Source organism: Winogradskyella costae, assembly GCF_013403865.1.
Taxonomy (GTDB): domain Bacteria; phylum Bacteroidota; class Bacteroidia; order Flavobacteriales; family Flavobacteriaceae; genus Winogradskyella; species Winogradskyella costae.
Genome location: NZ_JABFDK010000003.1, coordinates 121,645 through 138,454, shown reverse-complemented (window position 1 = coordinate 138,454; position 16,810 = coordinate 121,645). Strand labels below are relative to the sequence as shown.

Here is a 16,810-nt window from a genome sequence, read left to right as displayed (position 1 = left end):
CTAATTTTAGATTAATAATATATTTGTAAATTCCGCATCAAGTACGGAATGACAAAAATTACGATAATTGAATTAATGTTTGAATTAACGTCTCATTCTCTTCTTTTGTACCTACTGAAAATCGTAAACAATTTTCGCACAACGGTTGATTGGTTCTATTACGAACTACAATTCCTTTTTCTACCAACTGTTGATAGCGTTTATTAGCATCATCTACTTTTGCTAATATAAAGTTGGCATCAGAAGGATAAACTTCCGTTACAAAATCGATAGTTTTTAAGGCTTCATTTAATATCCCTCTTTCTAGAATAATGCTTTTTACTTCATTATCTACAACTAATGTCGCATTTAAACGCTCTAAGGCTTTAATTTGCGTGAGTTGATTGATATTATAAGGCGGTTTGATTTTATTTAAAACCGCGATAATTTCTTGAGAAGCATAGCAAATCCCTAAACGAATCCCTGCTAAACCATAAGCTTTAGATAAGGTTTGTGTAATTATTAAATTAGGAAACTCTTCTAGTCGACTTAACCAACTGTCTTCTGCTGAAAAATCAATATAGGCTTCATCAATAATCACAAGACCTTCAAAATCACGAATTAATTCTTCAATCTTTTTCGCATCAAAACTATTGGCTGTAGGATTGTTTGGTGAACATAAAAACAAGAGTTTTGTATGCGTTTGTACTGCTCTCGATATTTCATCCATGTTAGGTTGAAAATCTTTCTGCAATTCAACTTCTATATTTTCAACCGCATTTAGATTCGCTAAAACATCGTACATACCATACGTTGGTGGCAATGTGATAATTTTATCGCGATTAGGCTCACAAAAAGCTCTAAAAATCAAATCTAAAACTTCGTCACTCCCATTTCCTAACAAAATTTTGTTTGTTGGGATACGTTTCAATTCAGATAAACGCTCTTTAACATTGGTTTGTTGAGGATCTGGATACCGATTCACATCCGTATTAAAAGGATTTTCATTGGCATCAATAAAAACCATACCGTCAGTAATATCCTTATATTCATCTCTTGCTGAAGAATAAGGCTTGATGGATTTAATGTTATCTCTGATGAGATTATTTAAGTTGAAATTTTTCATTTTAATTGCTTCTCAATACAATTTCTCCTACCTCGAAATCACTCGAAGTGACGTTAAATTATTTTTTTAATTCCTTTAATCTTAAAGTTACCGCATTTTTATGGGCTTGTAAACCTTCAGCTTCAGCCATTAACTCTATCGCATGTCCGATATTTTGAATCCCTTCTTTAGAAATTTTTTGAAACGTCATGCTTTTTTGAAAACTATCTAAGTTAACTCCAGAATACGCTTTAGAAAATCCGTTTGTTGGTAATGTATGGTTCGTACCAGAAGCATAATCTCCTGCACTTTCTGGTGTATAATTCCCGATAAATACAGAACCTGCATTGCTTATATTATCTACAAAAAAATCATTATCGGTTGTAGCTACGATAAAATGCTCTGGACCATAGTCGTTAATTAAGTCAATCGCTGTGGCATTAGAATCGACAACTATAGATTTAGAATTGGCTATCGCTTTTTCGGCCATGGCTTTTCTTGGTAAAAAAGCGAGTTGATTTTTAACTTCAACCAAAACCTGATCCGCAAAAGCTTTAGATGTTGAAACTAAAATCACCTGACTATCACTACCGTGTTCTGCTTGACTCAATAAATCTGAAGCCACAAAAGCTGCATTTGCAGAATCATCTGCCATTACCAACAACTCACTTGGCCCTGCAGGCATATCTATCGCTACACCATATTTAGTCGCTAATTGCTTGGCAACGGTTACAAACTGATTTCCTGGACCAAATATTTTGTAAACCTGAGGAATTGTATCGGTTCCGAAAGTTAACCCAGCAATAGCTTGGATACCTCCTACTTTTACAATTTTTGTGACACCACAAAGGTTTGCTGCATATAAAATCTCATTAGCAATTTTTCCTTCTTTATTAGGTGGTGAGCACAAGACAATTTCTTTGCATCCTGCTATTTGAGCAGGAACAGCCAACATTAATACTGTTGAAAATAAAGGTGCTGTTCCCCCTGGAATATAGAGTCCGACTTTTTGAATAGGACGTTTCTCTTGCCAGCATTCTACACCAGACATCGTTTCTACAAAAACTTTATCTGTTTTTTGAGCTTTATGAAAAGTTTCAATATTTGATTTTGCTAAAGTAATAGCTGTTTTTAAAGCTTCTGAAACATCAGCAATAGCTTTTTCAATTTCTAATTCAGAAACAATAGTGTCTTCTAATGCTACACCATCAAATTTTGATGTGTACTTTTCTATAGCTTTGTCTCCATTTTTAGAAACATCGTTAAAAACCTCATTCACAACAGCTTCAATATCTGCAACCGTTTGTGTTGGTCTTTTTAATATTTCGGACCAAACTGATTGATCTGGATTTGTATATAATTTCATAACCTAACTAAAATTATTAAAGTACCATATTTTCAATTGGGCAAACTAAAATACCTTCTGCACCATTCGCTTTCAATTCGTCAATAATATTCCAAAAATCATTTTTGTCTATTACTGAGTGCATAGAACTCCAACCCTCTCTTGCCAATGGCAAAATAGACGGACTGTTCATTCCTGGTAGGATTCTTATAATTTCATCGAGTTTATCGTTTGGTGCATTTAATAAAATATATTTGCTTTCTCTTCCTTTTAAAACTGATTTTAATCGGAATTGAAGTTTATCGATCAAGGCTTGATTTTCATCAGAAATCATAGGTGACGTTGCCAAAACAGCTTCAGATTTCAAAAGGACTTCAATTTCTTTTAAGCCATTTTTGAAAAGGGTACTTCCACTCGATACAATATCACAGATACCGTCTGCAAGTCCGATGTTTGGTGCAATTTCAACAGACCCATTAATAATGTGTAAGTTTGCTTTTACCCCTGCTTTTTCTAAAAATTGATTCACCGTATTTGGATACGATGTTGCAATGCGTTTGCCACCTAAATCCTTTAAACTTTTTGCTTTTGAAGATTTTGGTACCGCAATAGACACTTTACATTTTGAAAACCCTAAGCGTTCTACAATTTTAAGATCGTTTCCTTTTTCAATTAAGACATTTTCACCAATAATAGCTGCATCTACGACTCCATCTCTTAAGTATTGTGGAATATCTCCATTTCTTAAATAAAATACTTCTAATGGAAAATTACGTGCTGAAGCTTTAAGCTGATCTTTACCATTATCCACAGAAATACCAATTTCTTTTAAAATTTTCATTGAGTCTTCATTAAGTCGACCCGATTTTTGTACGGCAATTTTTAATTTACTCATTTTTAATTTGAATTATGTCTAAGACTTCAGCTTGAATTTATAAAACAAAAAACCCATCTGATTGCTCAAACGGGTTTTTAAAATATATTTTGATTTTATTCAATACAGATTCACCTCGCTTGATTGCTAGTATGAAAATGATGATGAAATTGAATAGTTGTCATGTTTCTAATTGTTACTACAAATATTGTTAATTTAATTTTAGTAATCCTAATTTTAATTCAAAGAAAACAAATTTTTAACATATTAGTAGAATTCGTTTCTTTTATTATTGATTTCCTAAGATAATCGGTAAGCCACTATCACCAGAACCAATAATAATCGTTTTACTATTTGGCGATTCTGAAAGCTTTACTGTCGCTTCAATACCTTTATCTTGAAGAATTTTATCTGTTAGTGAAGCACTTAAAATACGGTTAGCATCTGCTTTACCTTGTGCGTCAATGATTACTTTTTCTGCTTCTTTTCTAGCACTTTCAAGTCTAAATTCATACTCTAAAGATTCTTGCTCTTGTCTTAATTTACGTTCAATAGCTTCTTTAATTGTAGGAGGTAAAGTAACATCTCTAATTAAAATATCATTAAGTTGAATATACTGTGGTTCTACTAATTTTTTAGTTTCCTCATAGATTTCTTCTTGAATCGCATCTCTTTTACTAGAGTACAACTGCTCAGGTGTGTATCTACCAACAACACTTCTTGCTGCACTTCTAATCGCTGGCTGAAGCACACGACTTAAATAATCTTCACCTTTTTGATTATGTAATTTCCCTAAACTCTTAACATCGGGCTGGTATAGAATAGAGGCGTCTAATTTAATATCCAAACCATTAGAAGATAGTACTGCCATTTTTTCTGCAACTTCTTGTTGACGCGTTTCATAATCGATGACTCTATTCCATGGAGCAATAACATGAAAACCTGGACCTAATGGTACTTTTTCTGGATCTACACCATCACTAAGTGTTTCATATAAAACACCAGCATGACCCGAATCTAGCGTAACAGCAGATTTTGCTAAAACAATAATTAAAAGTACAACTCCGATTAAAATCGGTAATCCAATCTTTGGTAATTTCTCCATTCTATTCTTTTTAAATTAATCCGTTATATTTCCTAATAAACCACTCAATAAAAAGGCTTAAAGCGATTAAACCAAGTAGATATTTCCAATCTATCAAAGGTACAATATTTTTAGTGCCTTTTTGTATGGTTTTATACCGATTATCACTAATTAAACCACTAATTAAGTTATCGATTTGAGATGGAAAATATGCAGATCCATTACTCGTATTAGCAATGATTTTTAATTTGGTAATGTCAGCATTTAAGAATTGCTGTTCTACATTGTATTCTAAAATTTGAAAGCTTCCAGAAGCCGAGATTGATTCTGTATTATGCTTAATTGTAAAATTATACAAACCAGCATTAATACCACCTAAATCTACCGTGTAATTACCATTATTTAATAAGAGAGGAACTTCTTTAGTCGTATCATCATCCTTATTATTTAGTACAATACTCAATGAAGCTAAATTATCAAACTCAAAATTTTTGTTGAAATATTGTGCTGAGATTATAACATCATCATTACCGTTATAGAAGGATTTGTAATCGATATTAATACGTTTCCTTTTTTTGTTAGAACTTAGATATTGCACCAGTTTATTGATAAATTCATCAAACCCATTAAAACTACCTGTATTTATAAAGGATTGTGCTCGCCAACGCCATACATCTTCACCATTTAAGATAGCATGTTTTGTAGCATCGGCTTCGAATGTAGCTAACAATATATCTTCAGTTGTAATTCCATTTATCGTTCTATACAATAATGTTTCATGCGGCACTGTAATTTGAAGTGTTCCAAATTCAGATTTTAAAGGAGGGAAACTATTGAAATTCAAATTTTCAACGATAAACGTGCCATAGTTTTGATTTAAACTTGGTTGAAAATTTTCAGTTTGATTGGTTATTTTTTGTTTGAAATATCCTTGAGTCTGATTCAACAAATTCCAATCAGTTGTTGCACCGGAAATAATGAATGTATTTATTTTCTGTTCTTCAATTTTTTTAAGTATTGAATTAAAGTTATTATTTGGCTGATACAATATAACTAATTGATAGTCATTAATTTTATTTATAATGTCCTTAGGTTTAAATATAGAGACATTGCGTTGTTCATTACTTTCAATAGCCTTTTTTAAAGCACCTAAATCTGGATGTAAACGATCATAAACCAAAGCAATATTTGTTTTCTGATCGATAACTTCTACACCAAAATTCTTAATGTTATTGACAGTGTTTTTTTCATTATCTAAAGCCACCAACTCAACTCTGTAAGTTTTTACACCAACACTATTTGCCATTAACGCGGTTGAAATAATTTCAGAAGATTTTAATGCATTAAACTGAAGTGTTTTTCTAAAGACTTCAGCATTACCAGACCAAATTTTCAACTCTGTAGTAATGGGATCATTACCACTGTAATTAGCAATGATCTCAATAGGAAACTTATTCTTGAGATATACATACCTATTTACATTCAGTTGTTTTATACTTAGGTCAGAATATACTGTAGAATCACCAAGTATAATCGGATAAATAGGCTGCTTCACCCCTTTGGCTGTATAGCTATAATCTGAACCATAGGTTTGATTTCCGTCACTCACAATAACAATGGGAGCGGTTTGATTAGCATATACTTCACCAAATTGCTTTAAAGCTAAGGCCAAATTAGATTGACGCTCATTAAAATTTAAACTATCGAAGACTGCAACTGATTTTCCAAAACTATAGGTTTGAATATCAAAACGCTCTTTTAATTCTGAATTCGTATTTAAAACATCGACTACTTCCCTAGCCTGTTGCTCTTGCTTTAGATACGAAACGGATTCCGAATTATCAACAGCAACAACTAATGTTGGTTTTTCGTCGAAATAAGTAAAAGATTCAAACTTCGGATTAATTAATAATAGTAAAATTCCGAAAATTGAAATCGTTCTTAATGCTGTAAGCACGTATTTAAGATTCGACTTTAATTTAGATTTATATAAATACTGAAACAGCGCTAGTAAAAGCGCTGTTATTGCAGCAATCGTTATGTATATAATTGTTAGTTTATCCATTAAAAACTCATAATAACTATAAGATTCTTGCCTTCGCAGGCATGACAATTTAAGTCAGCATACCTCCATCCACATTAAGTGTTTGCCCCGTAACATAAGCACTTAAATCACTTGCTAAAAACACACAAGCATTAGCAATATCTTCTGGAGTTCCTCCTCTTTTTAGTGGAATACCTGCTCTCCAAACTTTTACAGTTTCTTCGTCTAATTTTGCTGTCATTTCTGTTTCAATAAAACCCGGTGCGATGACGTTGCTTCTAATATTACGAGATCCTAACTCTAAAGCCACCGATTTAGAAAAACCAATAATTCCGGCTTTTGATGCTGCATAATTTGTTTGTCCGGCATTACCTTTTACACCAACTACAGAACTCATATTTATAATAGAACCTTTACGTTGTTTCAACATCGTACGTTGTACCGCCTTGGTCATGTTAAAAACTGATTTTAAGTTCACTTCAATCACTTTATCAAAATCATCTTCACTCATTCGCATTAACAAATTATCTTTTGTAATACCTGCGTTATTGACTAATATATCAATAGTTCCAAATTCGGCTAAAACATCTTCGGCAAGCTTTTCAGATTCTTCAAAATTTGCTGCATTACTTTGGTAGCCTTTAGCTTTTACTCCTTTAGAATTTAATTCTTTTTCTAATTCGTTAGCCGCTTCAACCGACGAGCTATATGTAAATGCAACGTTTGCCCCATGATCTGCAAAAACCTCTGCAATTCCTTTTCCTATACCTCTACTTGCACCAGTAATTATGGCTGTTTTTCCTTCTAAAAGTTTCATGTTTAATATGTTATGTTAGTTATTTCAAAGTTGGTATTCCTAAGGTGTTTTTCTTAAATAATGTTCTTTATCTATTTTCAAATTGAAAAAAATTAAAAATCACTTAAACCAACAATTAGGAAGATATTCAACAGTTTCAAATATACCAATTACTAATTGTGCGACATAAAAAAAACCTCATATTTTAACATAAATATGAGGTTTAATTTTAACATTGCTTTTGATGTTATTGCTTTAATGTTTCGGGTTGATTGTAATTAAAAAGATAATCAATATCCATTTCCTTAATCGTTCCTAATTTACTTAAAGCGTCAAAATCCATATCCTTTTTATTTCCTATAACCATCACATTATATTCCTCCCCCTTAATGTTTTCGTTAAAGAAAGCTTTAAGGTCTTCCATTGTCATATTATCAATAGCATCGTAAATTTCTTTACGATTATCATTATCAATACCTTGTTTTTTCAAACCTTCATATGTCCAGAATATATTAGATTTTGTAATTCGCTCTGAAGCAATTTTCTTTAGAGTTGCTTCTTTGGCTTGGTTAAACTGATCTTCTGCCTCTGGCATATTAGTCATTAATTCCATCATAGCGCCAACTGCCTGTTCAAGTTTATTAGCTTGTGTTCCTACATATGCCATTGTGTAATTAGGTTTCCCTGCTTCGTTAGCATTACTATAACTTGAAAATGCAGAATACGCTAAAGATTTAGATTCTCTAATTTCCTGAAATACAATTGAAGACAATCCGCTACCAAAATACGTATTAAATAACTCAGATGCTGCCAATTTACTAGGATCTAAGTCTTCTCCTTTAGCGACTAATAAAATTTCGCTTTGTACCATATCGTAATCTACAAAATATACGTTGCCACCTGTTTCTAAATTTGTATATTCTGTTTTTTCAGGATAATCTAATAAAGTTTCAGGAATATTATGATGTGTATTTAAAGCCACTTTTACGTCATCTATAGCATTACCATAGTAAAAAATTCGATGTTTGTAAGCACGCATTTCTTTTATTTTATTCACTAATTCTGTTGGACTCATAGCTTTTAATTCAACTTGAGAGTAAATATTTCTTAGTCTTGAATTATCTCCATATTGACCATAATTCATTAAGCCATTCCAAAAAATATTTCCTTTTTGAGTTTTACCATCCTCTCTATCTTTTAAAATACTTTCTACATATTTTTCATAAGCTTCTTGGTTAGGCTCCGCATTATTCCATAAATGTTCTAGTAAAGCTAAACCTGCATCTAGATTTTCTTTAAGTCCCGAAATACCAACATAAGTTTTATCGTTAGATGAAAACACATTGTAGCTCACGCCAATTTTATAAAATTCTTGCTTTAATTGCTCTGGAGTGTATTTGTTAGTTCCTAGATAATCTAAATAACCCGCAGCTAGGGATACCATGCGATCGTTATCTTGACCCATATCAAAAATAATATTTAAATCAAAAATATCATTATTAGGGTTTTCAATATAAGAAAGCTTAAGTCCTTTATCTATTTTTGATTCCTTAATTGCTGTTTTATAATCGATAAATTGAGGTTTCAAATCTGGCGAAACCATAGCGTTTAATGACTTTAAGAACTCAGACTCTTTTCCTCTATTTAATTCAATTGGAGTAATTCCTGGGTTTTCCACTTTTACTATTGATGTATCTTCACCTTTAAGCTTGTGAACTTCTACATAATTATTTCCATAGAATGCATTAGCAAAATCAATAACTTCTTGCTTGGTGATTTTTTTCATCTCATCAAGCATTTTAAGACGGTTATCCCATTCTTGGTTACCTATAAACGCATCTAAATACGCATAAGCTGTTGCAGAACCATTCTCATATTGTTGAATTTGAGATAAACGCATATCATTAATAACGGCATCTAACAACCAATCTTCAAAATCTCCTTTTTTAATTTTGTCTACCTGAGCCAATAAAAGATCTCTAACTTCGTCTAAAGATTGCTCTGCTTTTGGTGATCCATAAAGTAAATGAAAACCATAATCATTATCAAAATTTGTGAAAGATGATGCGTTTTGAACCATTTGTTTTTGGTTCAGGTTTAAATCAATTAAACCTGCCTGAGAATTAGCGAGCATGTAATCCACTAATTTCAACATCATCTCTTGATCAGATCCTTTTCCCTCAGACCTAAAGGCAATATAAACAGATTCTGAAGTTGGGCCTAAAACTTCTTTTTTAACAGGAGTCTCAATAGGCGCCAGCTTAGGAAATGTAGGATGAATAACTTCCTTTTTCTCATAACTTCCAAAGGCTTTATTTATCTTTTTGATAGTACTATCAAAATCTAAATCACCCACCATAATCACGGCCATATTATTTGGTACATAATATTTATCGAAATACGCATTTATAGCTTCCATCGAGGGGTTTTTCAAATGCTCCGAGACACCAATTGTAGATTGTGTTCCGTAGGGATGTGTTGGGTATAAACCTTCAAGAGTAGCAAAATATTGCTTACGTCCATCATTGTCTTGTCCTCTATTAAACTCCTCATAAACCGCTTCTAATTCTGTATGAAACAAGCGCAGTACTAATTTACTGAAACGCTCACTTTCAATCTTTAACCATTTATCAACTTCATTTGAAGGGATTTTGTTGACATAAACAGTTTGCTCATTTGACGTAAAGGCATTTGTTCCTTCAGCCCCTAATGAATTCACCATTTTATCGTACTCATTAGCAATAGATAATTTTGATGCTTCTAAAGAAACGTCATCTATTTGTTTATAAAGTGCTTTTTTCTTTTCTGGATCTTGTTCCTTTTTATGCGCTTCATATAAATCTGAAATCTGCTTAATTAGCTTCGATTCTTCTTCATAATTAGTGGTACCTATTTTGTCAGTACCTTTAAAAACCATGTGTTCTAAATAATGTGCTAAACCCGTATTGTCTGCTGGATCATAAGTAGAACCTGCTCTAACGGCAATAAGTGTTTGTATTTTAGGTTCTTCATTATTTTGCCCCAAATAAACTTTTAGACCATTGTCTAAGGTATAAAGACGTAAACCTGTTGGGTCATTAGCAACGGTTTCGTAATTAAAACCATTATTGTCTTGATGTGTTGAGATGGCATAAGCCATTTCCTTTTTATTGTTTTCTGACTTACAGCTAATAATTGCTGCTGCCATAAACAATAATAAAATTGTTTGATGGTGTTTCATTTTTTGATTTTAGTTGATTTATTGGATAAAAAAAATCCATTAGTTATATAAATATAACTAATGGATTAATATCAAAATGTATTTATTTACATTTTAAGAGAAAATTAGCCTAAAACTTCAGCAACTTTCTTTCCTATTTCTGCTGGAGAATCTACAACGTGAATTCCACATTCTCTCATAATTTTCTTTTTAGCTTGAGCAGTATCATCACTACCACCTACAATAGCACCGGCATGTCCCATCGTACGACCAGCCGGAGCAGTTTCACCTGCTATAAATCCAATAACTGGTTTTTTACTACCACTTTCTTTGTACCAATGTGCAGCATCTGCTTCTAATTGACCACCTATTTCACCAATCATAACCACAGCTTCAGTTTCTGGATCATTGATTAACAATTCAACAGCTTCTTTAGTCGTTGTTCCAATAATTGGATCACCACCTATTCCAATAGCAGTTGTAATGCCTAATCCTTGTTTTACAACTTGATCAGCAGCTTCATAAGTTAAAGTACCTGATTTCGATACAATACCTACAGTTCCTTTCTTAAAAACAAAACCTGGCATAATACCAACTTTAGCTTCACCAGGAGTAATTACACCTGGACAGTTAGGACCTATTAAACGACACGCTTTATCTTTGATATAGTCAGATGCTTTAATCATATCTGCTACAGGAATACCTTCAGTAATTGTAATAATTACTTTAATACCAGCATCAGCAGCTTCCATAATAGCATCAGCAGCAAAAGCTGGTGGTACGAAAATAATTGTAGTATCTGCACCTACTTTTTCTACAGCTTCAGAAACAGTGTTAAAAACAGGTCTGTCTAAATGTGTTTGACCACCTTTACCAGGAGTTACACCTCCAACGACATTTGTACCATATTCAATCATTTGTTCAGCGTGAAATGTACCTTCACTACCTGTAAAACCTTGAACTATAATCTTAGAATTCTTATTAACTAAAACGCTCATTTGTTATTGTTGATTTTAAGTTTTATGTATTTTGTTATGCAAAAATAAGAGATTTTAAACGCAAAAGCGACCTCTTTTATAATTTTATTTCTCTATATAATTTGATGCTTTTTTTATCAGTTTTATCAACTTGGTGACTAATCTCAAATCTACGATAAAATTTTTCATTGCTTCCTTCTTAAAGCGTCGAAAAGTGAGCGATTGTAATAACATCTAGAAACCATCAAAGCATCATTCACAAGGTCTGACTCATAAAATATTTTAAAAACGTTGCTTACGGACATTATAAATCCTTTAGTTTTTGAAGTATTTCTGGGATTCTCTTAACGTAAGCCATTTCTTTAAACATGGTTCTAGCATCTTGGGCAGGGCTACCAAAATAAGTTTTACCTTCTTCTGTCGTTTGGCCTAGACCCGATTGGGCATATAAAACAGTACCTTTAGCAATTGTGATTCCACTCTTTACTCCCACTTGCCCCCAAATTATAACATTATCCTCAACAACGACACAGCCCGCAATACCTGTTTGCGAAGCTATTAAGCATTTCTTACCAATTAAAGTATCATGACCTATTTGGATTTGATTATCTAATTTAGAACCCTCACCAATAGTTGTATCTCCGGTAACACCTCTATCAATAGTACAAAGTGCTCCGATATCTACATTATCTTTTATAATAACACGACCACCAGATTTTAATTGATCGTAGCCCTCAGGTCTGTTTTTATAATAAAATGCACTTGCTCCTAAAACTGTTCCTGAATGAATAGTAACATTGTTACCTATAATAGCATCATCATAAATACTGACATTAGCATGGATGACACAATTTTCACCAATTGTTACATTATTACCAATAAAACAATTTGGTTGTATTACAGTACCATCTCCAATAATAGCATCACTAGCAATAGCACTATTTGAAGCTTTAAATGGTTTAAAATGGGATGTGATTTTATTAAAATCCCGAAATGGATCTTCAGAAATTATAAGAGCCTTTCCTTCAGGGCAAGTTACCTCTTTGTTAATTAAAATTATTGTTGCAGCTGATTCTAAAGCCTTATCGTAATATTTAGGATGGTCTACAAAAACAATATCCCCAGGTTCTACAACATGAATTTCATTAATACCTAAGATTTCAAAATCTTCTGAACCTCTAAATTCACAATCAATTAAGGTTGCAATTTGCTTTAAAGTATGTGGTTTGGGGAATTTCATTTCTCAGTTTACAGTTTTCAGCCTCAGTTTGCAGTCCGCTAAAAGCAGACTGTAACTGCAAACTAAGTTATTCTTTAATACGCTCTTTGTAAGTTCCTTTTTCTGTTTCTACCTTAATCTTATCTCCTTCATTAATAAATAAAGGCACATTAACTTCTGCACCAGACTCAACAGTTGCTGGTTTCGTAGCATTCGTAGCTGTATTTCCTTTGACTCCTGGTTCTGTAGCTACAACTTCTAACACCACAGAAGCTGGTAAGTCTACAGATAGCGGCATATTATCTTCAGTATTAATCTGAATAGTTACCACTTCTCCTTCTTTCATTAAATCCGTTCTATCAATTGCAGATTCTAATAACCTGATTTGTGTATAATCTGCTTCATTCATAAAATGATAAAATTCACCATCATTATATAAATATTGAAATTTATGAGTTTCAACACGAACATCTTCAATCTTATGTCCCGCAGAAAACGTATTATCTAATACTTTACCGTTGGTAACACTTTTCATTTTTGTTCTTACAAAAGCAGGACCTTTTCCTGGTTTTACATGAAGAAATTCAACAATCTTGTAGATATCATTGTTATATCTAATACATAATCCGTTTCTAATATCTGAAGTACTTGCCATGAGTTATTTTTAATTATTTATTATTTAGTTGTAATTAATTTTATTAAAATCAGATTAAGATTTAATTTGATTTAAAGTAGCCTTTCATTATACCGCGATGTGAATTCTTGATAAATTGAAGAATCTCATCACGCTCTGGCGTCGCTTCCATTTCTGCTTCAATTAAATCTGCAGCTTGTGTGTTATTGTAATTTTTTTGATATAATATTCTGTAGATGTTCTGAATTTCTCTAATTTTTTCAGCGGTATACCCTCTTCGTCTTAATCCAACAGAATTAATACCAACATAAGATAATGGCTCTCTTCCTGCCTTTACAAAAGGTGGTACATCTTTACGTACTAAAGATCCACCCGTGACAAAAGCATGGTTTCCTATAGAACAGAACTGATGAACCGCTGTCATACCAGCTAAAATAACGTAGTCACCAACAGTAATATGACCGGCTAGTGTGCTGTTATTCGAAAAAATACAATTATTACCAACAATACAATCGTGAGCAATATGACAATACGCCATTATTAAACAATTGTCACCAATTACTGTTTTCATCTTATCTGTTGTTCCTCGATTAATAGTAACACATTCTCTAATTGTTACATTATCTCCGATTTCAACAGTAGTATCCTCATCATTATATTTTAAATCTTGAGGTACGGCAGAAATTACAGCACCAGGAAAGATGTTACAATTTTTACCAATTCGAGCACCTTCCATAATGGTTACATTACTTCCAATCCAAGTGCCTTCTCCAATCTTTACATTATTATGTATGGTTGTAAAAGGTTCTATCACTACATTCTTTGCAATCTTTGCTCCAGGATGTACGTACGCTAACGGTTGGTTCATTTTTCTAATATTTATTTTAATAAAGCGGTAAAAATGTGTTCGCCTTTAAACTCTACGGAATCTAACATTAAGTTAGAAGTCTGCTCGGTTCATTTTTCTAATATTTATTTTAATAAAGCGGTAAAATGTGTTCGCCTTTAAACTTTACTGAATCTAAGTTTAATTAAGATTTCAGTATGGTTCATTTTTCTAATACTTATTGTAATAATACTTTAAAATCAAATACTTTAAGTATCTTAAAGCTTATATTGTTTTTATTTTATTTCACTTTTGATATTTGCGCCATCAATTCTGCTTCTGCACACAATTTTCCATTAGCGTAAGCATAACCTTGCATATGGCAAATTCCTCGTCGGATTGGTGTTATTAATGAACACTTAAATATTAGAGTATCTCCAGGAACTACTTTTTGTTTAAACTTTACTTTGTCCATTTTCATAAAAAATGTCAAGTAATTTTCAGGGTCAGGAACAGTACTTAGTACTAATATCCCTCCTGTCTGTGCCATCGCTTCAACAATTAAAACACCTGGCATCACTGGTGCCCCTGGAAAATGACCTCTAAAGAACTCCTCGTTCATAGTGACATTTTTCATACCAATAACATGATTATCGGTTAACTCATAAACCTTATCTAATAATAAGAAAGGTTGTCTGTGCGGTAACATATCCATAATTTGATTCACGTCCATTAGTGGCTCTGAATTCAAATCGACTTGAGGAACATTATTTCTTCTTTCGTTCTTAATCAGTTTAGACATCTTTTTTGCAAACTGTGTGTTTACAAAATGACCAGGTTTATTAGCTATAATTTTACCCCTAATACGTGTACCAATTAATGTTAAATCACCTAAAACATCTAATAATTTATGTCGAGCGGCCTCATTTGGATGATGCAATGTAAGATTATCCAAAATACCATTAGGCTTTACGGCAATATTATCTTTATTAAAAGCAACTCTTAATTTATCCATAGTTTCGGCAGATAATTCTTTATCGACATAAACTATAGCATTATTTAAATCTCCTCCTTTAATTAAACCATGCTCTAAAAGCATTTCGATTTCATGCAAAAAGCTGAATGTTCTAGCATCAGCTATTTCAGTTTTAAAATCTGAAACCTTATTAAGCGTCGCATTTTGAGTTCCTAGAACTTTAGTACCAAAATCTACCATTGTGGTAATTTGATAAGTGCTTGCCGGCATTAAAATAATTTCGCTTCCTGATTCTTCATCTGTGTATGACACAACTTGTGTCACCTCATATTCTTCTCTAAAAGCATTTTGATCTACAATACCAGCTTTCTCTAGTGCTTCGACGAAAAATTTTGAAGACCCATCCATAATTGGTGGTTCTGACGAATCTAATTCGATAATTGCATTATCCAAATCCAAACCAATAAGCGCTGCTAATACATGCTCGCAAGTTTGAATAGTAACTCCATTTTTCTCCATACAAGTACCACGCTGTGTACTTGTTACATAATTGGCATCAGCTTCAATTTTTGGCGAACCTTCTAAATCTGTACGTTGAAATACGAATCCAGAATTTTCTGCACCAGGTTTAAATACTAATTTAACATCTGCACCAGTATGAAGTCCAACACCTGTTAGCGTTACTTCTTTTTCAATGGTTTTTTGCTTCGTTTCCGTTTTAATTATTGCCATCTACTTTTTTTTCTAATTCATTAATAGTTTTTGCCAGTTTAGGCAAGTTTTTAAAATAAACATACGATTTATTAAAATCGCCATATCCTAAAGCTGGAGAGCCCTGCAAAATTTCATCGTTTTTTACATTTCGTCCAATTCCAGATTGTGCTTGTATTTTTACATTGTTTCCAATGGTTAGATGTCCAACAATACCAACTTGACCACCAATTTGGCAATGCTCACCAATCTTAGTTGAGCCTGCTACACCAGATTGTGCTGCAATTACTGTATTTTTTCCAACTTCTACATTATGAGCGATCTGTATCTGATTGTCTAATTTTACACCAGACCTTATAATCGTTGAGCCCATTGTTGCTCTATCTATTGTTGTACCTGCACCTACATCTACATAATCTTCTAATATAACATTTCCAATTTGTGGAATTTTAGAATAACCCCCATCTTTATTAGGTGCAAAACCAAAACCGTCAGCTCCGATTATAGCACCAGAATTAACAACGCAGTTTTCACCAATAATACAATCTGAATATACCTTCGCTCCAGGAAAAATAGTAGTATTTGCTCCTATCTTTACATTATCACCTACATATGCGTTTGGATAAATTTTTACATTATCCCCTAATTCTACATTACTACCAACATAGGCAAAAGCACCTATATATATAGTATCGGATATTTTGGTGCTTTCTGAAATAAAACTTGGTTGTTCTATTCCTGATTTATTAGACCTTATCCTGTCGTAATACTCTAATAATTTAGAAAACCCTTCATAGGCATCCTCTACTTTTATTAAGGTTGTTAATATGGGTTTCTCTGGCACAAAATCATCATTAACAATAGTTATTGAGGCTTCTGTGGTATATATATAAGGTTTGTATTTTAAATTGGATAAGAAAGTTAAAGATCCTTGAGTTCCTTCCTCTATTTTAGAAAGTTTAAAAACTTCAATTTTAGGATCACCAACAACTGTTCCTTCTAGAATACCTGCGATTTGTTCTGCTGTAAATTTCAATGATT

General features: G+C 32.6%; 13 protein-coding genes. All 13 read right to left on the bottom strand.

All coding sequences use genetic code 11. The annotated features are described in order from the left end of the window. Window positions 1-58: 58 nt before the first annotated feature. Entirely contained in the window at window positions 59-1,105 is a 1,047-nt protein-coding gene (gene hisC / locus HM986_RS09395; RefSeq protein ID WP_179334835.1) for a histidinol-phosphate transaminase, read from the bottom strand. 58 nt (window positions 1,106-1,163) lie between these two features. Beyond that, window positions 1,164-2,450: a histidinol dehydrogenase gene (gene hisD, locus HM986_RS09390; RefSeq protein ID WP_179334834.1), complete on the bottom strand. Its 1,287-nt coding sequence runs from the start codon at window positions 2,448-2,450 to the stop codon at window positions 1,164-1,166. A gap of 16 nt (window positions 2,451-2,466) precedes the next feature. After that, window positions 2,467-3,324 (bottom strand): ATP phosphoribosyltransferase, encoded by an 858-nt coding sequence (hisG, locus tag HM986_RS09385; protein ID WP_179334833.1) that lies wholly within the window; start codon window positions 3,322-3,324, stop codon window positions 2,467-2,469. A 268-nt stretch (window positions 3,325-3,592) separates the two neighbouring features. Further along, window positions 3,593-4,408: a prohibitin family protein gene (locus HM986_RS09380; RefSeq protein WP_179334832.1), complete on the bottom strand. Its 816-nt coding sequence runs from the start codon at window positions 4,406-4,408 to the stop codon at window positions 3,593-3,595. A gap of 10 nt (window positions 4,409-4,418) precedes the next feature. Continuing rightward, on the bottom strand, window positions 4,419-6,452 hold the full coding sequence (locus HM986_RS09375; RefSeq protein WP_179334831.1) for a VWA domain-containing protein: 2,034 nt from the start codon (window positions 6,450-6,452) through the stop codon (window positions 4,419-4,421). Between the two features lie 49 nt (window positions 6,453-6,501). Beyond that, a complete protein-coding gene (fabG, locus tag HM986_RS09370) occupies window positions 6,502-7,248 on the bottom strand; it encodes a 3-oxoacyl-[acyl-carrier-protein] reductase (protein WP_179334830.1) in 747 nt (248 codons plus the stop codon). Between the two features lie 226 nt (window positions 7,249-7,474). Then, window positions 7,475-10,447, bottom strand: a complete 2,973-nt coding sequence (locus tag HM986_RS09365; protein ID WP_179334829.1) for a M16 family metallopeptidase — start codon at window positions 10,445-10,447, stop codon at window positions 7,475-7,477. A gap of 104 nt (window positions 10,448-10,551) precedes the next feature. After that, window positions 10,552-11,424, bottom strand: coding sequence for a succinate--CoA ligase subunit alpha (gene sucD, locus HM986_RS09360; RefSeq protein ID WP_179334828.1), 873 nt, complete (start codon window positions 11,422-11,424; stop codon window positions 10,552-10,554). A 283-nt stretch (window positions 11,425-11,707) separates the two neighbouring features. After that, entirely contained in the window at window positions 11,708-12,643 is a 936-nt protein-coding gene (locus tag HM986_RS09355; RefSeq protein WP_179334827.1) for a UDP-3-O-(3-hydroxymyristoyl)glucosamine N-acyltransferase, read from the bottom strand. A 67-nt stretch (window positions 12,644-12,710) separates the two neighbouring features. Next, window positions 12,711-13,277 carry an elongation factor P gene (efp, locus tag HM986_RS09350; protein WP_179334826.1) on the bottom strand — a complete coding sequence of 189 codons (567 nt, stop codon included), beginning with the start codon at window positions 13,275-13,277 and terminating at the stop codon, window positions 12,711-12,713. Window positions 13,278-13,338: 61 nt separating this feature from the next. After that, on the bottom strand, window positions 13,339-14,124 hold the full coding sequence (gene lpxA, locus HM986_RS09345) for an acyl-ACP--UDP-N-acetylglucosamine O-acyltransferase (protein ID WP_179334825.1): 786 nt from the start codon (window positions 14,122-14,124) through the stop codon (window positions 13,339-13,341). Window positions 14,125-14,383: 259 nt separating this feature from the next. Next, entirely contained in the window at window positions 14,384-15,790 is a 1,407-nt protein-coding gene (locus HM986_RS09340; RefSeq protein ID WP_179334824.1) for a bifunctional UDP-3-O-[3-hydroxymyristoyl] N-acetylglucosamine deacetylase/3-hydroxyacyl-ACP dehydratase, read from the bottom strand. Then, window positions 15,777-16,805, bottom strand: a complete 1,029-nt coding sequence (lpxD, locus tag HM986_RS09335; RefSeq protein ID WP_179334823.1) for a UDP-3-O-(3-hydroxymyristoyl)glucosamine N-acyltransferase — start codon at window positions 16,803-16,805, stop codon at window positions 15,777-15,779. Before lpxD ends, HM986_RS09340 begins: the two co-directional genes overlap by 14 nt. Window positions 16,806-16,810 lie beyond the last annotated feature (5 nt).